The 21,847-nt window shown below is 33.6% G+C and carries 14 protein-coding genes; 12 read left to right on the forward strand and 2 right to left on the reverse strand.

What is annotated here, in order from left to right; translation table 11 throughout:
• The first annotated feature begins 10 nt into the window (after positions 1-10).
• From K1X16_RS07385 to K1X16_RS07440, 12 genes are all read left to right on the forward strand, one after another.
• A complete protein-coding gene (locus tag K1X16_RS07385) occupies positions 11-796 on the forward strand; it encodes a T9SS type A sorting domain-containing protein (protein WP_225035614.1) in 786 nt (261 codons plus the stop codon).
• 487 nt (positions 797-1,283) lie between these two features.
• A complete protein-coding gene (locus K1X16_RS07390) occupies positions 1,284-1,844 on the forward strand; it encodes an RNA polymerase sigma-70 factor (RefSeq protein WP_225035615.1) in 561 nt (186 codons plus the stop codon).
• A 131-nt stretch (positions 1,845-1,975) separates the two neighbouring features.
• On the forward strand, positions 1,976-3,127 hold the full coding sequence (locus K1X16_RS07395; RefSeq protein WP_195872004.1) for a FecR family protein: 1,152 nt from the start codon (positions 1,976-1,978) through the stop codon (positions 3,125-3,127).
• Between the two features lie 135 nt (positions 3,128-3,262).
• Positions 3,263-6,685: a SusC/RagA family TonB-linked outer membrane protein gene (locus K1X16_RS07400; protein WP_195872005.1), complete on the forward strand. Its 3,423-nt coding sequence runs from the start codon at positions 3,263-3,265 to the stop codon at positions 6,683-6,685.
• A gap of 26 nt (positions 6,686-6,711) precedes the next feature.
• Positions 6,712-8,211, forward strand: a complete 1,500-nt coding sequence (locus tag K1X16_RS07405; RefSeq protein WP_225035616.1) for a RagB/SusD family nutrient uptake outer membrane protein — start codon at positions 6,712-6,714, stop codon at positions 8,209-8,211.
• Between the two features lie 15 nt (positions 8,212-8,226).
• Entirely contained in the window at positions 8,227-9,288 is a 1,062-nt protein-coding gene (locus K1X16_RS07410) for a DUF4465 domain-containing protein (RefSeq protein ID WP_195872007.1), read from the forward strand.
• A 128-nt stretch (positions 9,289-9,416) separates the two neighbouring features.
• Positions 9,417-10,796 carry a TlpA family protein disulfide reductase gene (locus tag K1X16_RS07415; RefSeq protein WP_195872008.1) on the forward strand — a complete coding sequence of 460 codons (1,380 nt, stop codon included), beginning with the start codon at positions 9,417-9,419 and terminating at the stop codon, positions 10,794-10,796.
• A 237-nt stretch (positions 10,797-11,033) separates the two neighbouring features.
• Positions 11,034-13,004: a protein-disulfide reductase DsbD family protein gene (locus K1X16_RS07420; RefSeq protein ID WP_225035617.1), complete on the forward strand. Its 1,971-nt coding sequence runs from the start codon at positions 11,034-11,036 to the stop codon at positions 13,002-13,004.
• Between the two features lie 87 nt (positions 13,005-13,091).
• Complete coding sequence (locus K1X16_RS07425) at positions 13,092-13,961, forward strand: serine protease (RefSeq protein ID WP_225035618.1); 870 nt, start codon at positions 13,092-13,094, stop codon at positions 13,959-13,961.
• Between the two features lie 325 nt (positions 13,962-14,286).
• Positions 14,287-16,755, forward strand: coding sequence for a T9SS type A sorting domain-containing protein (locus K1X16_RS07430; protein WP_225035619.1), 2,469 nt, complete (start codon positions 14,287-14,289; stop codon positions 16,753-16,755).
• Between the two features lie 54 nt (positions 16,756-16,809).
• Entirely contained in the window at positions 16,810-18,285 is a 1,476-nt protein-coding gene (locus tag K1X16_RS07435) for an aminotransferase class V-fold PLP-dependent enzyme (RefSeq protein ID WP_225035620.1), read from the forward strand.
• Positions 18,286-18,384: 99 nt separating this feature from the next.
• Positions 18,385-20,259 (forward strand): S8 family serine peptidase, encoded by a 1,875-nt coding sequence (locus tag K1X16_RS07440; RefSeq protein ID WP_225035621.1) that lies wholly within the window; start codon positions 18,385-18,387, stop codon positions 20,257-20,259.
• Positions 20,260-20,479: 220 nt separating this feature from the next.
• Here K1X16_RS07440 and K1X16_RS07445 read toward each other — a convergent pair whose 3' ends face one another.
• Together K1X16_RS07445 and K1X16_RS07450 are read right to left on the reverse strand one after the other, a co-directional pair.
• Complete coding sequence (locus tag K1X16_RS07445; protein WP_225035622.1) at positions 20,480-20,956, reverse strand: DUF4625 domain-containing protein; 477 nt, start codon at positions 20,954-20,956, stop codon at positions 20,480-20,482.
• Between the two features lie 55 nt (positions 20,957-21,011).
• On the reverse strand, positions 21,012-21,830 hold the full coding sequence (locus K1X16_RS07450) for a DUF4625 domain-containing protein (RefSeq protein ID WP_225035623.1): 819 nt from the start codon (positions 21,828-21,830) through the stop codon (positions 21,012-21,014).
• Positions 21,831-21,847: the final 17 nt, after the last annotated feature.

Below are 21,847 nucleotides of genomic sequence, written 5' to 3' on the forward strand. Positions count from 1 at the left end.
TCTAAAAAAAATGAAAAACATTTACAAAAACTTCTTATTAGCTATTGTAGCCTTATTAGCAACAGATTTATCTCACTCACAAGCATGGGGTAATTTTATCAATACAACATCAGGTTCATTAGATGGTGTATCGTTTACTTTTTCAATATCTGATGAAACTATCGCAACTAAATCTGGTTCAAATTTTGAAGGTGCTAACGAAGGAGATGCTTTTTATGCAGCACCTGGGTCTTGGTATGAATCTGCAATTAAAGTTAGAGAGCTTTTAGAAGGAAATTCGTTCACCATTACGTTTGATTCGCCTATCGAAAACTTAAAACTTTATCTTAAAGATTTAAGAGGTGGGTCGTTCAGTTTTGATCAAGAATTTACCGTTTTATCAGATTATAACTTTACAGCTGTAGATGCTACTACATTGTCAACGGGGCTTCCTGCGAGTGGAATCTTGCAGTTTAATGAGCCTGTTACTACATTAACAATGACTGTGGTTTACGGTGTTGATGCCGGTGCTGCTAGTCGTTACATAGCATTTTCTAACCTTGAAAGTACATTAGGAATAGATGACGTGTTTAAAGAAGCGAATACACTTAAGATTTATCCAAACCCAACTACAGATTTTATTCAAGTTTCAGGATTAAAAGCAACAGAAAGTTATAGCGTATTTAATGTTTTAGGAGAAGAGGTTCGTTCTGGGTTAGTTTCTGAGAATGATCAGATTGAAGTAGGAAATTTAGAAAGCGGATTATACTTTTTAAAACTTGAAAGTGGAAACACAATGAAGTTTATGAAAAAATAAATAGAAATACCGTCAACTAACGACGTAGTAAAGAGTAGCAGTTGAGAACAAAAACAAAGTTTAGTTCTTAACTGTTATTTTTGTTTTAAACTGAAGATAACATTGTGTTCACTTAACGGATTTATTAAAAGAATTGAAGTAAAAATAAGTGTCTTCTTCTTAAATGTTATATGAGTCTTACAAATTCAAGTCGCTGATTTTTGTAAGCTTTTATGGTGTCATTTTTTTTGAATGCTATAAAACGTTTTGCTGTGGATTCCATGCCTCAAGCGTAGCGATTTATTTTTTTATAAAGCAGAGAAAAAGTATGTCGTAAAATTGAAGGGTTTTCTTAATTTTAACTGTTTTGCAAATAATTTTAATTAAAAATGAACTAATATATTTTTTTTTCTTTATATATGTAGTTAAAATATAAATAGGACATTCCAAATTATTATGTTGCTTACGATTTAAGTGGATTTGGATGTATAAATTAATTAATAGCTAATTGTTCCCTAAACAAGAAAAATATTCGTTGTCAATAAAAGCATATAAGAATGTCTTCGATTCTTTGTATACTTCATTATGTGTTTTTGCATCGAGTTATGTTGGCAATATTGATGTAGCGAAGGATTTAGTTCAAGATGTGTTTATAAAAGTATGGGAAGATAAAATTGATTTTAAAAGTGAACTCGCTGTTAAATCTTATTTATACACTGCTGTAAAAAATAGGGCGTTAGATTTTTTAAAAAGTAAACGGTTTAAGGCTACAGATCATATGTCAGTTGTTGAACTGGACCATCTAAATAAAGAATCATTTTATTTAAAAGAAGTGGTTATCGAAGAAGCCGCAACTGTAATTGAAGAAGCAATTAATACACTTCCTAATAGATGTGCTCAAATTATGAGGTTAAGTATAAAGGAGCTGACAAATATTGAAATTGCTAAACAATTAGAGATATCTGTGAATACGGTTAAGGCACAAAAAAAAATAGCATACAAAAGATTAAGACCATTGCTAAAAGAGCATTTTGTATTAATAGCATTTGTTTTCTCTTCTTCTAATTAATAAACTTTACTACACTATATATTTAATTATCGTGAAATGTTAAAAAAATGAACTTTGGTGAAAATAAGTTGGTTTTCTTTAACCCTTCAGTACAGTTTTGTCGTCTTAGTTAAAAATAGTAATCATAATTAATGATAAATTTTAATAAAATCATAATATTATCTAAGCAGATAGCCGCTTCGCTTTTAAAAGATGAAAAGGCAGAATCCTTAGAGTCTTCAGATCTGTTTTCTCAAGAAGAAAAAGACAATATTTTAAAAAGATTAACAGATAAATCAGAGATAGCATCTCGGTTCCAATTAAAAAATAAAATTGATAAAAAGGAAGATTGGCAATCTTTAAAATCGAAGTTACATCTCCCTAAGAAAACGTATTATTGGCAGTATGCAACCGCAGCGTCTATAGCGTTGATTATGGCATTAACATTTGTATATCATAAAATTGATACACAAAAGGTTGATCCTGTTTTGGTTGACACCAAAATTGAAATTGGTACAGACAAAGCCATATTAACCCTTTCGGACGGTTCTACAGTGTTATTAGATAGTACAAATGTCTATCAAAATAAAAGTGTGAATGGTAATGGAAATAAAATTACATATGGAAGTGCCGAAAGCAACAATCAAGAATTAGAATTTAACTATTTAACTGTACCAAGGGGAGGGCAGTATCATGTAGAATTATCTGATGGTACAGAGGTTTGGTTAAATTCAGAATCTCAACTAAAATACCCTGTTAATTTTATAGAAGGAAATCCAAGGGAAGTGGAGTTGGTTTATGGAGAAGCTTATCTTGAAGTTTCAAAAAGTACAAAACATAACGGAGACACCTTTACTTTAAAAACAAAGGAACAAAACTTAACCGTTTTAGGAACCATCTTTAATGTTAATGCTGTAAAAAACGAAACAGAAATTATTACCACCTTAGTGGAAGGTAGTATTTTGTTGAGTAATGATTTGAATACAAGTATTTTAGTACCTAGTCAACAAGCTCGGCTATCTCAAGATAAAAGCGATTTTGAAATTTCTACAGTAGAGGTAGAAGAGTTTATTTCTTGGCGCAATGGTGTATTTAGCTTTACAAATAAATCCTTAAAAGATATTATGAAGGTATTATCAAGATGGTATGATGTTGATATACTAATAGTTAATGAGGAAATGGAGAACGTAGGTTTTACAGGCGTTTTAAATAAACAACAATCTATAGAAAACATATTAGAAATTATAAAGAGCACAAATAATATGAATTATAAAATAGAAAATAAGCATATAACAATAGAGTAAAAAAGGGATAAAACTAAACATCTCACCGCCAGTGATATCCCTAATTAATTGATTAATAAACCAACATGTAAATTTATGAAAAAAAAACTTACTAATCATCTTCTCTTTTCGGAGAGAAGGTTTTTTACGCTTCTCATGAAAACATTTATTTTTCTATTTTCTTTGTCCGTATTTAGTTTGACTTCAAAAAGCGGATTTTCTCAAAATGCTAAAATTAAAATTAAAAAGGATCAGGTTGTTTCAGTTGACGGAGTGTTTAAATTAATAAAGGATCAAACAGATTACACTTTTGTTTACCGTGCTGATTTGTTTGAAAATTACCCAAAAGTTCCCTTAAAGAAAGGCATATTTCCAGCAGACAAACTTTTAGAGATGAGCTTGTCAAAAGGAACATTTATCTGCGAATTTTCAGAACAAAATACTATTCTTATTAAAAGTAAGGTAACGGACAACACCACGGTTGTAAAACCCAATACCATATTACAACAAACAGTAAGTGGTAATGTGATTGACGAAACAGGGCTTCCGCTACCTGGAGTCGATGTAGTGGTGAAAGGTACTAGAAACGGTGTGTTTACCGATTTGGATGGTAATTTTACTCTCAAGATAAACGACGTTAGTGAAACCACTACACTAATTTTTAGCCATATGGGCTATAAAAAAATAGAGCAGCTTATAGGTACTCAAACCTTTTTTAAAGTTAAAATGATTCCAAACCTTGATAATTTAGACGAGGTAGTTGTGATTGGGTATGGAACGTCTAAAGTAAAAGATGCTACAGGGGCAATTGCTAGAATAACAGCTAAAGATATTGAGAATGCACCTATGGAAGGCACTATTGAAAGTTCACTTCAAGGTAAAGCATCAGGCGTAAGTGTTCAAGTGCAATCGGCTTCACCGACATCACCGATAAGTGTAATTATTAGAGGGCAATCATCATTATCTGGAGACAATCAACCACTATGGGTTATAGATGGTGTGCCACAATATACTAGCACAACTTCTGGGGGAGTTTACAACTCCCTAAATAATTTAAATATGAACGATATTAAAAGTATCGATATATTGAAGGATGCTTCTGCAACAGCAGTATATGGATCAAGAGCAGCTAATGGTGTTGTGATTGTTACAACAAAAGAAGGAAAGCATAATATGAAACCGATAGTTCAGATATCATCACGTTTAGGACTAACGGCTATGGATTTTAACGATTACGCATTATTTGAAACTGATGCATATAAAAATTTCACAATAGCAGCTAGTAGGGAGTCGGTTATTAGTAATGGGAGTTTTAATTATTTTATACTACCATATTTAGACGAACAGGCTTTTTTTAATTTAAACACTAGTGAATATGACGCTTCAGATTTACAAGTGTTACCAGATGCTTTTTATGATTCCAATACCAATTGGCAAGATGAGATGACACAAAATCCATTAGCTGTTCAACATGATTTTTCTGTTCGTGGAGGGTCAGAAAGAAGCACCTATTTTGTCTCGTTTAACTATAATGAAAGAGAAGGAATTATTAAATCTGGACAAAGTGAGTTATATGGTGGTCGTCTAAATTTTGACACAAAAATTGGAGAGAAACTTACATTTGGGTTAAATATAAATGCGAGTAAACGTACAGCAGACGAAAAGGATGGCATGCTAAGATCTTTGAAGTACACGCGTCCAGACCTTCCCGCTTTTAATGAAGATGGTTCAATATATACGGCAGATATATATACTGAAAATCCTTATACTACACTCTTAAATACCTATTCAGGAAAGAATTTTATATTTAATGGAACAGGGTATTTAGAATACGAAATAATTAAAGATTTATCCTTAAGAGGAGCTGTTACAAGTAATCATTCAGATAATGAATCATTACGTTATCACCGTTTAGGGAGTAGTGATAATAATGCGTTTAATAATAGAACTTGGTATAGTTATAAAAGAACATTTAATGTCATGGAAGGGACGTTGTCTTATGCTAAAGTCTTTAACAAACACAATTTTAATCTTTTATTAGGATATTCTAGTGAAGGAAGCAAGAGTAATAACTATTCAATGAGTGCTCAAGACTTTCCTGACGATGATGTTCTTAATAATTTTGGTTCTGCAGCAGATATTACCGGTGTGTCCGAAACTGAGTCACAGAATGCATTGATTTCTCAATTTGCCCGTCTTCATTATAAATTTGATGACCGTTATATTATATCTGGAACAGTTCGTCGTGATGGTTCTTCTCGTTTTGGTGAAGACAATCGTTTTGGAATTTTTCCATCTGGAGCTTTCGCATGGTTGATTACAGAAGAAAGCTTTATGAAATCTTCAAAAATTGAAAAATACATCTCGTATTTAAAATTAAGAACATCTTTAGGTATAACAGGTTCTCAAAATCTTAGTAATTTTGGTTGGATAACGTTAATTGGTTCTACAATTTATGATGATAGTCCTGGATTATCTCCATCAACAATTGGAAACCCAGACTTAGGATGGGAACAAACGGAAATGTTTGATTTAGGTCTAGATTTTGGATTGTTTGACCATCGGGTCTCGGGGACAGTTGGGATATATGAAAAGAAAAGTAAGGATTTGATTTATAAAAGACCGATAGCTTGGAGTTCTTCCTTTAGAGACGTAACATCAAATGTAGCGACAATTAGTAATAAAGGTTTCGAATTTGATATCAGATACAATATCATTCAAAAAACGAATCATCGCTTATCTTTTGATTTTAATTTTTCTAAAAATGTAACCAAAGTAACTAAAATTAATGGTTCACTCGAAGAGATACATTATCCATCAAGTCGTTACCCATATATTAGATTAGTTGAAGGAGGAGAGATTGGACAATGGTATGGATTAGAAACTGCAGGTCGTTTTTATGTAAATGCGGAAGACATGTATGGTTTTGTTGATAATACAGCTTCTACGGGGCAAGCATCACATTTTAACACATCTACAGAAACAACAGGGGATCTTATTTTTATTGATCAAGATGGAGATGGTAAAATAACTGATGACGATCGTGTAAATATAGGAAGCTCAACACCAAAAGGTTTTGGAGGTTTTGGTTTAACCTATCAATACAAAGGCTTCAGTATTAATACAACATTTAGTTATGCGTATGGGCATAAAAGATTCTGGAATTTGCCATATACAGATGTTGCAAACACTAGAAATTATAACCAAAGTAATTTAATAGCAGGACAAAGTACTATTCTAAACAATCCATACGATGCACTTTATCCAAGAATGGCTCCTGGTGGACTAGGTTCTAATAACAAGTTTTCAGATTTCTATTTACACGATGCATCTTATGTTCGTTTAAATGCACTAAATATTAGTTATAAGTTACCTAGTGATATATTTTCTTCTTCGACAATAAAAGGAATAGAACTTACGCTGCAAGGCACAAATTTATTTACAATTACTAAGTATCCAGGATTCGATCCTCAAGGGAATTGGTCGAGTACGTCTATCGGTTCAGGAATGTCAATAGATTCTAGTAGATATCCTTCAGCACAAGTTTACAGCCTTGGAGTAAAAATGAGTATACAATAAAAACACACACAATAAAAAATACACACATGAAAAAGATATTTTATATAGCGTTAATTGTTTTTGGGCTTGTCATTAGTTCTTGTGAAGACAACTTAGATTTAACACCTAGTTATTCTTTAAATGAGACTAATGCTATAGCTAATGCAGAAGATGCACGTGCAGCTGTTAATGGGGCATATGCAACCATAGTAAATACAGATAATTTCTCAGGTAATCTTTTTGTTTCATTAGCGTCTAGAGCTGGATTTGTTGATTGGTCTGCTGCTGATTATAATATGGAGTACTCACAATCAAATGAGACTACTACAGATATACCAAATAGATGGTTAGACTATTATGAGACTTTAAATGCAGCAAATTTTGCAATAAGCAATATTGGTAAACTAACTCAAGACCAAATAAACCTCGAGGAAAAAGATGCTTTATTAGCTGAGGCAAGATGTATAAGAGCATTTGCAAATATGTTTGTGTTCTGGAATTATGGACATTGGTGGTCTAGTGACGATAGTAACCCGAATGGTATAATTTTCCGTGAAGAATCAATTACTTTAGGAGATATTGAAAAAGAACGCCTAAATGTAGGCGATAGTTATGAGAAAATATTTGAAGATCTTGATTTCGCTATTGAACACTTAGATAATTTTACGAATAATAGATATATGTCTAAAGAATTTGCAAAAGTTTTAAAAGCTAAAATCATACTATACAGAAATGGATATAACGACGGAACAGCTAATCTAAATGAAGCGATTACCTTAATAGATGACGTTTTAAATACGAGTACTCCAGGTTTTTCCATGCAAGGAGATTTAGCTAAGGTCTACCAAGATTCCTGGGATTCTAAAGAAAATCTATTTTGTAGTTATGTCTCTGATAACGCAAATCGAATTGATAACATAAGTTATACATACTCATATTCTATAATCATGTTCTATGCAACCAAGTTACCTGTTGCTCCATATGATCAATTGGATGCAGGATTAAATTTTGGTCTCGAATGGTTTGTAAATGATCCACGTTGGGATATCGTTACGGGAGAGGCGAGGGCGCCTATTGCATGGGATACGGATCCAAGGTTTACATTTACTAAAGTCGCAAGGTTAGGTCAGTATGAAGGGCAATTAGCGAGTCCAGAAGATCTTAAATATAATACCTATTTCTTTAGATATCCAGAATTATATATTCTAAAAGCTGAATTATTAGCAAGAACAGGTGCTTCTGTTGCAGAAGCGATTGCTCCAATTAATGAGATGCGCTCTAGAAGAACAAATCCTATTTTAGAAAGCTTAAATCCTACAACACAACAAGAATTGATGGATGCTATATTTAAAGAATACTTTTTAGAGACTTTTGTTGAAAACGGAAGTGAATATTTTGCTTCTTTACGATTTAAAGATAGTTCAGGAAAACTTTGGATGGAAGCTATCAAAGGAGAGCCAATAGATGAAAATCACCTATGCTATCCTATTCCTAATGTTGAGATGCAGTATAACACATTAATAGATCAAAACCCTGGTTTGCAATAATTTAAATTATATTATATGAAATTTATTCCAAAATATATAGTTGCCATAGCTTGTATAGCATTGTTCAATGCTTGCGATGATGAATTAGAGGTTAGAATACCATATCCAAATGATATCACCTTTAATGAAATAGAATTAGACCGCTTTACTTACGAAATTTATGATGCTCCATTTAATGTTGGGAATAATGCGTCTGGTGTCGTCACCGTAAATGTATCTAATCCTGTTGGTGGGAATTTTAGTGGTTTCGCGTTATCTAATAAAAATTTTCGTTCTTACCCTTGGAGTTTAAGTAGAGATTTTGCTCCAGAAGGAGGTCTTACACCAAGTGAAGTGCAACAAGCTATAGACTCAACAGCTTTTAGTGTTTATACAGATAAAGTCAACAGAACAGAGAATTATCTTGTAGGGAATACAACTGGAGATAACGCTTATTTTACCTTAGTGGAACCTGGTATTGTAGAACATGTTTTAGTCGCAAATACATCTTACAACTACCTTTTATCAAGCTTTGGATCAATCTATTCTGCAACATACGAACCTGACACACAAGCTTATTTGTTTGATGGTCAGGCCGTACGAAATCACCAAATTGCAAACCCAAATAGTAATCTATTTAGTGCATTTAGTCTGCCTGCACCAAATAATGTAGAGGCTGTAAGTTTAAGAGGTCACAACGTACTGACTAAACGTGCGGCAGGAGAAGCAGCAGGAGAGGTAGCTGAACAAGCTGTTTTAAATGCAGGAGGTACGGAAGAAGAAGCAGAAGAAGCCTATGATGAAGCTTATTCTGATGCTTTTGATGCTGTAAATACAGGGTATGTAAAATTGATTATAGAAGGTTACTTAAATGGAAGTACGACGGGTAACGTAGAAGTTTATTTAGCCGTAAGGCAGGAGGTTGATCCTGAAAACCCTGAGCATGGTTTTATTTTAAACGATTGGCGAAAAGTGGATTTAACCTCTTTAGGGGATGTTGACAAAGTTGTATTCAAAATGACCTCTTCTTATGTTGATGATCAAGGAAAAATGATCTATCCAAATACATTTTGTCTAGATGGAATTCGACTTCAATAAAACATAATAATATAAACAAAAACGGAAATTAAGTTTTCCATAGATAAAACACGTATTGAAATTCAAATAAACTTTTCTCGTTTATAGTTTTCAATATTTAATCGATTCATATTTCTAAAACTTCTAAAATGAAAACAAATATTGCGCTATTACTTCTTTTTACGTTATTCTTAACGTCTTGCGGAGACAACAACCAAACAAAAGACTATATAGTACTTTCTGGTACCATTGATAACGCCTCTTCTACAAGGTTCATGCTTAGCGGTGATAATATAAAGGCAAGAGATATTGAGTTAGATGAAAATGGATCCTTTTTAGATACCATAACTTCAGGTGAAGGACGCTACATTCTTTTTGATCCTAGAAATAGATTTGACTTTTATTTTACTGATGGAGGAGAATATAATTTGACGGCAGATTTAAAAGATTTTAAGAAAACAGCAAAATTAACAGGTACAGATGTTAATGCTTCAAACTATCTATTTACTAAAATAAATAATATAAAGAAAGTAAGGGGTAATTATGTTAAGTTTAATTCTTTAAATGAATCAGATTTTTTAGCTAGACAGGCAGAGCTTCACACGCAATATGTTAGTTATTTGGATAGTTTTCCAAACTTGCCAAAAACATTTGAAAAATTTGAGCGCCAAGAATTAGAAAATTATAATTTTTTAACCTTAGCTAAGTACCCAAGCTTGCACAGAATGTATACTAAACAGCCAGATTTTGATGTATCGGCAGACTTCTATAAGAAATTAGAATCTGTAGACTATCTAGATGAGGAAGCCTATAACCGAGGAGGCTCTTATGAGAAATTAGTAACATTGCATTTTAATCGTAAAGCTGAAGAATTAGCAGAGAAAGAAGATATAGATAAATACTTTGCTAAATTAGAAGTGTTTGGTGCAATCCCTAACGATACGATTAAGAATAGCCTATTGTTCTCAGCAGCCAACCGCGATATTAGCTATACAGATAAAATTGATGACTATTATAACACGTTCATTTCTTTTTCTACGGACTCAGAGGATAAAGAAAAGATTAAAGAAAAGTATGACACTGTAAAAAAGTTAGCTAAAGGACAGCCGTCACCAGTTTTTACAGATTATGTAAATCATGCCGGAGGTACAAATTCTTTAAGTGATTTTGAAGGGAAGTATGTATATATTGATGTATGGGCAACTTGGTGTGCACCTTGTATAAAGGAGATACCTTCGCTTAAAAAAGTTGAAAAACAATATCATGATAAAAATATAGAATTTCTTAGTATTTCTATCGATGTAGAAAAAGCACACGACTCTTGGAGGAAAATGGTAACATCAAAAGAACTTGGTGGTGTTCAGTTACTTGCAGATGAAGCTTGGAAAAGTGAATTTATTAAAAATTATCAAATTAGTGGCATACCACGTTTTATTTTAATAGGTCCAGATGGTAATATTGTTGATGCAAACGCACCTAGACCATCGTCTTCTAAATTAATCTCATTATTTAATGAGCTAAATATTTAAATACATAAGTCGCCATTAATTTTAGCAAAATTAAAGGAGACTTGCAGTTACATCTTTCCTAACAATTTTATTGGTATTAAAACATTTGAGTTAGTCATAATCAAAGGTTAGGAGGATTATATTGGGTTATTTGAAAAAGTAACCCTTTTAAAATTGTTTGAAATAGTTGTCCTTTTTTTTATAGAAAACCCTATCCAGTAGTTTTTTAACAAAAGCAAAAATTAAAATAAATATTTAATGAAAAATATAATATTAGCAATCGCTTTACTAATGTTTGGTTTCGTAAATAGCCAAGTCTTTGACCCTGTAAAATGGACGACTTCTGTAGAGAAAATATCCGATACAGAATATCAGTTGATTTCTACTGCAAATATCGATGCTGGTTGGCATTTGTATTCGCAAACGGTACCCGATGGCGGTCCAATACCTACGACATTTACGTTTGATAATTCAGGAGAAAATTTCACTTTAAACGGAGCGACAAAAGAAGGTGAGGGGCATACGGTTCAAGATCCTATTTTTGAAATGGAAATTAAATATTTTGATGGAGAGTCAAAATTTATTCAAAATATAACAATCGATAAAGCGACAACGTCCGTCCATGGGTTTGTAGAATTTATGGTCTGCGATGATACGCGTTGTTTACCACCAACAGAAGTTGATTTAGAATTTTATATTGGTGATAAAAAAGAATTAACTACAGAAACGAAAGGAGATGTTACAACCGTAGCACCAATAGAAAAAAGTGTTAAAACGAGTGAAGATTCGGCCACTAATAAAGGACTGTGGTCTATCTTTTTTATAGCATTTTTATCTGGTTTTGCAGCCTTGTTAACGCCTTGTGTGTTCCCGATGATTCCTATGACAGTGAGTTTCTTTACTAAACAAAGTAAAAGCAGAGCTGCCGGTATAAAAAACGCCGTTATCTACGGTATTAGTATCATCGTCATCTATTTGTTATTAGGTATCGCTGTAACTGGAATTTTTGGTGCCGATGCCCTCAATGCACTCGCCACAAGTGTTTGGTTTAATGTTATTTTCTTTATTATTTTAGTTGTTTTTGCAGTGTCTTTTTTAGGAGCTTTTGAGATTATGCTACCCAATTCATGGGCTAATAAAGTAGATTCACAGGCCGATAGAGGGGGATTAGTTGGTATATTTTTTATGGCGCTAGCTTTGGCTATAGTCTCATTTTCATGTACAGGGCCTATTGTTGGAACCTTATTAGTTGAAGCAGCATCTAAAGGTGGTTTAGCTCCAATTATTGGTATGTTCGGGTTTTCATTAGCAATAGCTTTGCCTTTTGCTTTGTTTGCAGCTTTTCCAGGCTGGTTAAATTCACTGCCTAAATCAGGAGGTTGGTTAAACACCGTAAAAGTGTTTTTAGGATTTTTAGAATTAGCCTTAGCATTCAAATTCTTAAGTCAAGCCGATTTAGTACTGCAGCTTCATATTTTAGAACGCGAAGTATTTATTGCGATTTGGATAGCTATTTTTGGAACCTTAGCGCTTTATTTGTTCGGAAAAATTAAATTACCGCACGATTCACCATTAACGCATATTTCAGTAGGTAGATTAAGTTTAGGACTTGTTGTTTTAACCTTCACAATTTATATGATTCCCGGACTCTGGGGCGCACCATTAAATCTCATTAGTGCGTTTCCACCTCCATTAGAATATAGCGAGTCTCCTTATGGTGTAGGGTATTCTAAATTAGGATCTGGCGGAAGTGCTTCAGCTCATGTCGATTTGCCTGAAGGTGCTCATCTATTAGCGCCACACGATATTTTGGCCTTTAATGATTATGATAAAGGTTTGGCCTATGCAAAACAAGTTGATAAGCCAGTGATGTTAGATTTTACAGGTTGGGCTTGTGTGAATTGTAGAAAGATGGAACAAAATATTTGGCCAAATCCAAAAATTTTAAAAATATTAAAAGAAGACGTTGTATTAATCTCCTTATATGTTGACGATAAACGAAAACTTGAAGATGATGAGGTGGTGCCATCTCAACTTAAACCAGGGAAAAATTTAAAATATATCGGACAAAAATGGAGCGAGATGCAAACTATAAAATACAAGTCAAATTCTCAGCCATTTTATGTTTTAATGGATCATAACGAAGATAAACTTATAGAACCTGTTGGTTATACTCCAGACGTAGAAGACTATCACACTTGGTTAGAAACGGGGATCTCAAAATTCTAAAGGAAAACAATAGGTAGTAGAACAAATTTTAAATAAAATCATAAAAAAAATAAAACCATGAAAATTAATTATATCCTATATCTAACTATGATATTAGTAGTTAACAGTTGTAATTCAACTAAGAAAGTTTCAGAAGCACACCATGCCTCAATTGAAATATCAGATGATGAATCAGAAAATAGTATGGAGTTTGTCAATGCGGCTCGTATAGAGATAGACAAATTAGTAGCGGCTAATTTGCATACGCCTTTTGAAAAACTTAAAGAATATAGAGATAAAAACTTTGAAGCAAACTCAGGGGTAGAACTAACGCGTACTGAGCAAACGAAAAAAACGGGTAACCAAATGTATCATCACTTGCAAAAAAGCACATTATATATAGGTTCATCTTATTTATGTGATAGATGTCCTAATGTTCACTTAAGTGCGGCATCGGGTTTTGTAATTCACGAGGATGGTGTCATCGTAACCAACTATCATGTTATTGCGCCTAAAGATAAATTTGAATACGATGGCCTTTTTGCAATAGATCATGAAGGAAATGTTTATGTGGTGACGGAAGTTTTGTCTGCAAGTAAATCTAATGATTTAGCGATTCTTAAAGTAGAAACAAAAGGAAAGAAATTAAACGCGCTACCGTTGGCTGAAAATGAACTAATTGGAGAAGATATATATGTGATGGGACATCCGTTTAAAAATACCTTTTTTATGACCAAAGGGATTATTTCTAGAAAACATGTGAATTCTAAAGGCGGAAACCCAAGAATTTCAATTACAGCAGAGTTCGGTTTAGGGGCTAGTGGTGGGCCTGTAGTTAATGATTCGGGTCAAGTTGTTGGTGTGGTAAGTGCTACACGTGCACACTATTACGGAGGAAACTCTAAACATAAAGGGGATTTGCAGCTTTTAGTAAAAGTAGCTGTGCCTGTAAGTCAACTCAATAAGTATGTTCAATAGTAAATGTAAAAAATACCATTTAGTATACGTGCTATTTTAGACGCTATGGTCTAGGATGATGTGAGGTAGATACCTCCTAAGAAGTCGAATTAGAAAATGAAAGTAATGCGTTGTTGACTAAGGCTAGAGCAATTTTTAATCTCATAACAGAGATTGAAAAAAGGAATTAAACATTTTCCGCTTATCACTTTTGTTATGTTGTCCGTCGAAATAGTCAAGCCCTTTAGCGAAAAGATGAGGTGGTTTCTTTAGTTTTTATTCAAATAGAACCAATTGGTATTCAGTTTTTTTAAATGTAGCTTATTAATCCTTAACACACTTTATGATGAAAAATTTACTAAAAAAATTATTGCTTACTTTTTCGTTAGCTCTAACCGCTGTGACTTTCGGTCAAGCTAGTTTTGAATTCACTGGCAAACCAGCTGAAATTCACCCCAATGGCACTTTAATCCCAACTGATCCTTTTGTTTTTATAGTGAGCAATGTTCCTGATGGACAAAATAATGATGTTCTATTTAGTCTGTATCCTTACCCCAATGGTGTTGACATGAGTGCTTATCGTCATGGCTGGCAGAGTGGATCTGATAAGGTTAGGATGGCTTTAAGCAAGTTAAATGACCCAGATGTAAATAATGGTTTTTTTAAAACAGAAACAGTAGACAATGAGGATGGCACATTTACAAAAACCTATACGATATTTAATGTTAGTAAAGACAATTTATTTCAAAATACAGCTAAAAATGGCGGTATAGTAGATGGTGAAAGTTATGCTCCAATAGTAAGGATAATTCAGGCTAATGCACAGATTCTAGACGCAACAGGACAAATGGCTACCGGAAGTAATCCATTTGAGGTAGATCAAGCAAGTTTAGATAGAAGTCCTGATTATATTACAACTAGTTTTGCATTTAGTTACTATCCTCCAGAAGAGAATGCAACAACAGGAGGAGGAGAGCACCCTCATGTTACAGCGAATGCTTTAATTGATTTATATGATGATGGCACCGGAACTGGTAAGCAAAATCAAATTATATCATTTGATCACCAAATAATAAGAAAATACTCTACTGATGATCCTTTTACCATTTCAGCAACATCTAGTTCGGGCTTAACAGATATAACTTATAGTGTTGTATCGGGCCCTGCAACTATTAGTGGCAACACTGTAACATTAGATGGTAATTCTGGTGGTATTGTAACCATAAAAGCAGCACAGGCAGGAGATTTAAATTACAATGCTTCAGAAAACTACTTACAATTTGAGGTTGTAGATCTAAGTATTTATAGTCCTACCATTACAACAAGACTTACTGAAGATTATCCAATAGAGATGCCTTCGTTATATGCATATCCAATTTATTTAACAACTGAAATAGACGAACCTTCCGTTTTAAATATAGATAATGCAGAAATTAAGGTTAATGACGTACCCCTTGAAATAATTGGAGAAAACGGTATGTATTACGGGCTATGGACACCAGATTCGTATGGCCTTCATACAGTAGATATTACAACGAATGCTAATAATGGACAAAGTACAACCATTACAAAAATCGTAGAAGTTACTAATACTATAGCCTCTCAAAATGTACAAACTATAGAAGATGTTGTCATAGAATATGGTGTAACAGGACAATGGCATTACGGTACATATACGATGCCACAGCATGTAGGAAGTTATAATGAAGTTATTGCAAACCTTCAGTTTGACTGTCCGTCAAATACAGGAGATTGTGATGATTGGGACCGTAGAGCTTTTATTGATGTTAAAGCTCCAGATGGTAACTGGATTCAGATTATTCGTTATAATACGCCATACGGTATAGCGTGTGGTCATACAATTGATTTAACAGATTATGAAGCGCTTCTTCAAGGTGAGGTAGAGTTTAGAGTCTTTATTGATACCTGGGGAACAGGAGGCTGGCAAGTTTCTTTAGACTTAGATTATCAACAAGGAACACCTGAATATTTATACTCCAAAGTAGTAGAATTATGGGATGGTAATTGGGATTTAGGTAATCCTACTAATTTACAACCTGTACCTGTTGTAAACTACACTTATGATTCTAATGTGTTGAGTTCTCACTTACGTTTGTCTACTACGGGACATGGTTGGGGAGATCTTAATTCTCAAAATGCTGCCGAATTTTATGAAGCTTATAATTATATTGATGTTGATGGAGTAGAATACTATGAGCAACACTTGTGGAACGATTGTAACCCTAACCCTGATAATTGTATAGGGCAGCTAGGTGCATGGTATCACAACAGAGCAGGATGGTGTCCTGGAGCAATTGCTCCACCTAGCCTTACTGATATGACACCACTAATCATTAGAGGCACAGTCGATTTTAGTTATAGATTTGATCCTACTTATATAGATTATTGTCATCCTAATAATCCTGATTGTATTACTGGAGTTACTTGTGCGGATTGTAATGACAGCTTTAAAGCACAGTACTATATTGATGGGCAATTAATTAATTTTAGCAACGCTCCGTTAATACAGGGCACTTTAGATGTTGAAGAAATTAATAACACCGAAGTATACACGTTAGCAGCACACCCAAACCCATCTAATGGCATCTTTAATATAACAACTACAGCTACTCTTGGAAAATCAGTAATGCAAGTTATAGCTGTTTCTGGAGAAGTTTTAAAAACCTATTATTTTGATTCTTCTGAAGCATTAAACAACACACCAATTGATTTGTCTTCTATTGCTACTGGTATGTATTTTGTAACAGTTGAAAATAATGCTGGTCGAGGGCATTTAAAGATTATTATAAAATAATGTTATGAATATTATAAATTTCTTAAAGGTAGTTTTAATTCAAAAAAAGCAGTAGTGTCAGAATCAAATTTAGAACAGTATTTTTCAGAATTTAGAAAACATGTAGTTGGTTTAGATCAAACGTTTGTATCTCCTTATGGGAAAAAAAATATTATTTATGCAGACTGGACTGCTAGTGGAAGATTATACAGACCCATTGAAGAACAAATTTTAAATGTTATTGGTCCTTTCGTCGCAAATACTCATACAGAAACCTCTATTACTGGGAGTGTAATGACCCATGCTTATTCTGATGCACGATCTATTATTAAAAAACATGTTAACGCCTCTAGTAATGATGTATTATTAACAGTAGGGACTGGCATGACAGGTGCTATCAATAAGTTTCAACGTATTTTAGGAATCAAGATTAGCGAAAACCTAAAAGCGCATATTGAAGTTCCTGAAGAAAAAAGACCTATAATTTTTGTCTCACATATGGAGCATCATTCTAATCAAACGTCTTGGTTAGAAACTATTGCACGAGTAAAACTTATTCCGTCAAATACAGAAGGTTTACCTTGTTTAGAAGGTCTCGAGCAGTTGTTACAAGACTATAGTGAAACTCCTATAAAAATAGCGGCGATTACGGGTTGCTCCAACGTTACAGGTATTAGAACACCATATCATGCGATTGCAAAAATAATGCATAAAAATAACGGTTTGTGCTTCGTAGATTTTGCATGTTCAGCACCTTATGTTAAAATAGATATGCATCCTAGTGATACAGAGGAATATTTAGATGCCATTACATTTTCGCCTCATAAGTTTTTAGGAGGCCCAGGGACAACAGGTGTTTTAATTTTTAATAAAAAATTGTATAAAAACTTAGTGCCAGACAATCCAGGAGGCGGCACTGTTAGTTACACCAATCCATGGGGAGACCATGATTTTATAGATGATATAGAAAGCCGTGAAGATGGAGGCACACCAGGCTTCTTACAAGCCATTAGAATTGCACTTTCTATACGGTTGAAAGAAAAAATGGGAGTTCAAAATATTTTAGATAGAGAGCACGAATTGAATACGATTGTTTTTGAAAGATTATCAAAAATCAAAAATTTAAACATTTTAGCTCCTAAGAACTTAGATCGCTTGGGCGTTTTTTCTTTTTATATTGAAAATGCGCATTACAATTTAGTAGTAAAACTACTCAACGATAGATTTGGTGTGCAAACAAGAGGAGGTTGTTCGTGCGCAGGAACTTATGGGCATTATTTGTTGAATGTAGACCAGCTTACTTCAAAATCTATAGAACTAAAAATATTGGAAGGCTGTTTAGCAGAGCGTCCAGGTTGGGTGCGTATGTCTATTCATCCCACTATGCTCAATACTGAAATTGAGTTTGTATGTGAGGCGATAAAAGAAGTGGCAGATAACTTCTCAACTTGGTCTAAAGACTATGACTATAATGCTTCTAAAAATGAATTTATTCACAAAGACAACTATAACACAGAGAACGAAATTATTGAGGAATGGTTTGTAAATTAAAATTGGTTAAAAAAACACATCAAGTAGTATGTGTTTGATTGACAGTGTCTTAATGGTGCTACGTTCTTTGCGTTGTAAAATATCTAAAACTATGAATTTATGAAAAAATGTAACCTTTTACTTCTCGCTTTATTTTTATCGTTAGAGCTGTTCTCTCAAAATCAAAAAGATAGAGAAATTATAATCAGTCATACCAATGTTGAAAAATTGAATCAAATTTCAGAAGAATTCTTAGCGATACAGGATCAATTTTTGGACAGGGAAATACTAGAAATATTAATTACTGACCAAGGGGATAAAAAGTATTTTTCTCATTTCGATACCACTGGAAACCCAGTTTATTATTCCTTAGAAAATGAAAGCTCTGCAATATCGTCTAAAGTAGACCTTATTAGAACCGGTGGTACTTCAGGATTAAATTTAGATGGTAGTGGTATAGAGTTTGGTTTATGGGATGCTGGACCACCTAGAATTACACATCAAGAATTCAATAATAATATCACGGTAATTGATAACACAACGGTGTCCTCGCATGCAACACATATTTCTGGAATATTAATAGCTTCAGGAGTAGATCCCCAAGCAGAAGGTATGGCGCCTTCTGCAACAATTAAATCATATAATATATCAAACTGGATTTCGGAGCTATCAACTTGGGCTGCTATAGGAGGTTTAATATCAAGTCATTCGTATATTATAGCCAACCCAAACACGGATTATGAGAAGTACGGGATTTATAATCAATACTCACAATTGTGGGATGAGATTTCTTATAATGCACCTTATTTAATTATGTGTACAGGTGCCTCTAATAACGGGAATAAAGGCTATAATCCTGATGGTTCTAGGTATGACTTACTTGCGAGTAATAAACTTGGTAAAAATTCAATTGTCGTTGGAGCTTCATTAGATGTATTAAATTATACTGGGCCAGAATCAGTGGTTCAAACTGCTTTTACAAGTTGGGGACCAACTGATGATTGGAGAATTAAACCAGACCTTACTGCTGTTGGTTTTTCTTCCTATTCTACAAGAGATGCTAGTGATTCAAATTACGCTACAGGAAATGGTTGTTCTTTTGCTGCACCTATTGTTTCTGGAGGATTAGCACTTTTGCAACAACATTATTATAACAATAACTCAGTTTATATGAAAGCTGCAACGGCTAAAGCTTTAATTTTAAGTACTACTGATGAAGCAGGAGACTACGATGGTCCAGATTTTTCTAACGGATGGGGATTGTTTAATGCCTTCAAAGCCGCAGAGGTGATTACAAATAATGGGGAATCTGCAATAATTTCTGAATTAGTATTAAATGAAGATGAAACATATTCGGTAGAAATAGATGTGGATGGTACACAACCATTATCGGTTGCTATTTGCTGGAATGATCCAGCAGCAGAACCTTTAGCAGATGAACTTTATAATGATGCAACTCCAATGTTAATAAATGATTTGGATGTTAGAGTTGTGTCAGATACAGAGGTGTATTACCCTTGGATGATGGAGCCTAATGCTAATTATAATAATTACGCGTTAGCTGCTTCTAAAGGAGATAATTACAGAGATAATATCGAAATAATTAATGTTAAAGATATTAGTCCTGGACAATATACGGTTAATGTTAGTCATAAAGGGACTTTAGTAAATGAGTTGCAGGAGTTTTCATTAGTTATTAATGGTGTACTATCAGAAAATCTTTCAATTGCACATATTGATAATATGGCAGATGGTATTTCCGTTTTTCCAAATCCAGTAAATGATGTATTAAAAATTAAATTTGACTCTAGTCAATTTCAAGAACTAAAAGCTAGTCTTTATACTATTTTAGGACAAAAAAAGATTGAAACAAATTACTCTAATCAAAATACTATTGAATTAGACGTTAGCGCTTTAGTAAAAGGGGTTTACTTTTTAAGGATTCAGGATGATAAAGATGTTTTAGTTTCTACAAAAAAGATAGTTGTCAATTAAGTGGTAGATAAAAATAACAAGATTTTTGATTCTAGGCACTTATTCAAATTGTTTTGTGATGGACTTCATACACTTTTGAAAGCATTTTTAGATTTAGGAGATAATTGATTTGAACTTAGTTTTGGTAAAAACAATTATATACGTAAAAAAAAAGTGCTGACTCGTATTCAGTCAGCACTTTAGCTACAGATAAAAATGACTAACTCAAATTTTAAATCTCTTATATAATCTTTATATCAATAGAAGTCCTGCTTTGCCAACCCGTTTCATCGGTTACGGAATACGCACAGTGGTAATCACCGGTGTCAATATCATTAGGTATAGTGATTACAATGTTAATTTCATAAGATGTTGGAGCATTTTCAATAGAAAAACTTTCCATATATATGAATGGATTCACAGCTGCTTTAATAGGTTCTGTCTCGCAATACACATCTTGGTCATCATGTGTGTGATGGTCAAAGTTGTGGTGAAGATCTAAACTATAAGAGGCTAGTGCTAGGTTGTCTGAAACCTGAGCTTTAAATGTGTAGGTTTCTCCTCTAACTAATTGCTCGCATGCTTGTGGAAAGCCTTCGTTATAATTGATGCTAATTGTTGGTTTTTGTTCATCTATATCAACACTATCATCACTAGAACATGAGATTATGAATAATGCAATGGACAGGAGGTTAAAATATTTTAATATCGATCTCATTTTCTAAGGTATTAAAACCGCATAGTATTTTTATACTATGCGGTATAATTAATAATTATGGTGCTGTAACATCAATATGTGCATGGTGTTCTTTGGTATTACCGTCTTCATCTTCAACTGTGAAAACCATGTGATACTCACCTTCAGGTGCCGTTACCGGAACATCAATATGCTCATGGAACTCAACTTCTGTTAATCCGTGGTAACCTTCTGAAAATACGATTTCTTCATCCCATTCTACCTCTCCAGCGCCAACAGGAAGATCATGTGCATGAATATCAACTGTAATGTTATGAATACCATTAAGGGCATTAATCACAAATTCAGCATGAAAATCAGTTCCTCTAACTGCCTCTGTATCAACATGATCGTCGCTTATAGTTACATAGTCCAAAATCTCTAAATGCCCATCAATTTCAGTGCTGTTTCCAAGCTCATCAATAACCACTAATTCTATATGGTATTCACCAGCAGGAATGTCGGTTGGGACATCAACATGCTCATGAAATGTAGGATTAATAACTTGGTAATTGCTGCCTGAAAATTCTTGGAAAAAATCCCACTCAACTTCACCATCGGCAAGTGGTAAATCGTGTGCGTGTATAGAAAGTGTAATGCTACTTACTACAGCTTCAGCATAAATGTCAGCTTCTAAATGAATATCTGAGCCTTTATACGCCACTTGTTCTGTAGAATGTGCACTACCTTCTCCATATTCAAAACCAGTTATTTCTGGCGCATTAAGACTCGGTGAAACATTGTCGTCATCACTGCTACATGAGTTTAAAAGAATTCCGAAAAAAGCGATAAATGCTAAAAATTTAAAATTTGATTTCATAAGATTTGTTTTGGTGTTTAAAATGTTTGTTTTCATGATTTTTAATTTAATTG

Origin of the sequence: Winogradskyella sp. SM1960 (assembly GCF_020179375.1) — a bacterium.
Classification (GTDB): domain Bacteria; phylum Bacteroidota; class Bacteroidia; order Flavobacteriales; family Flavobacteriaceae; genus Winogradskyella; species Winogradskyella marina.

What these genes read in the sequence shown, in the direction of transcription:
- K1X16_RS07385 (WP_225035614.1), top strand. Translation starts at nt 11, where the DNA reads ATGAAAAACATTTACAAAAACTTCTTATTAGCTATTGTAGCCTTATTA.
- K1X16_RS07395 (WP_195872004.1), top strand. Translation starts at nt 1,976, where the DNA reads ATGATAAATTTTAATAAAATCATAATATTATCTAAGCAGATAGCCGCT.
- K1X16_RS07400 (WP_195872005.1), top strand. Translation starts at nt 3,263, where the DNA reads ATGAAAACATTTATTTTTCTATTTTCTTTGTCCGTATTTAGTTTGACT.
- K1X16_RS07405 (WP_225035616.1), top strand. Translation starts at nt 6,712, where the DNA reads ATGAAAAAGATATTTTATATAGCGTTAATTGTTTTTGGGCTTGTCATT.
- K1X16_RS07410 (WP_195872007.1), top strand. Translation starts at nt 8,227, where the DNA reads ATGAAATTTATTCCAAAATATATAGTTGCCATAGCTTGTATAGCATTG.
- K1X16_RS07415 (WP_195872008.1), top strand. Translation starts at nt 9,417, where the DNA reads ATGAAAACAAATATTGCGCTATTACTTCTTTTTACGTTATTCTTAACG.
- K1X16_RS07420 (WP_225035617.1), top strand. Translation starts at nt 11,034, where the DNA reads ATGAAAAATATAATATTAGCAATCGCTTTACTAATGTTTGGTTTCGTA.
- K1X16_RS07425 (WP_225035618.1), top strand. Translation starts at nt 13,092, where the DNA reads ATGATATTAGTAGTTAACAGTTGTAATTCAACTAAGAAAGTTTCAGAA.
- K1X16_RS07430 (WP_225035619.1), top strand. Translation starts at nt 14,287, where the DNA reads ATGAAAAATTTACTAAAAAAATTATTGCTTACTTTTTCGTTAGCTCTA.
- K1X16_RS07440 (WP_225035621.1), top strand. Translation starts at nt 18,385, where the DNA reads ATGAAAAAATGTAACCTTTTACTTCTCGCTTTATTTTTATCGTTAGAG.
- K1X16_RS07445 (WP_225035622.1), bottom strand. Translation starts at nt 20,956, where the DNA reads ATGAGATCGATATTAAAATATTTTAACCTCCTGTCCATTGCATTATTC.
- K1X16_RS07450 (WP_225035623.1), bottom strand. Translation starts at nt 21,830, where the DNA reads ATGAAAACAAACATTTTAAACACCAAAACAAATCTTATGAAATCAAAT.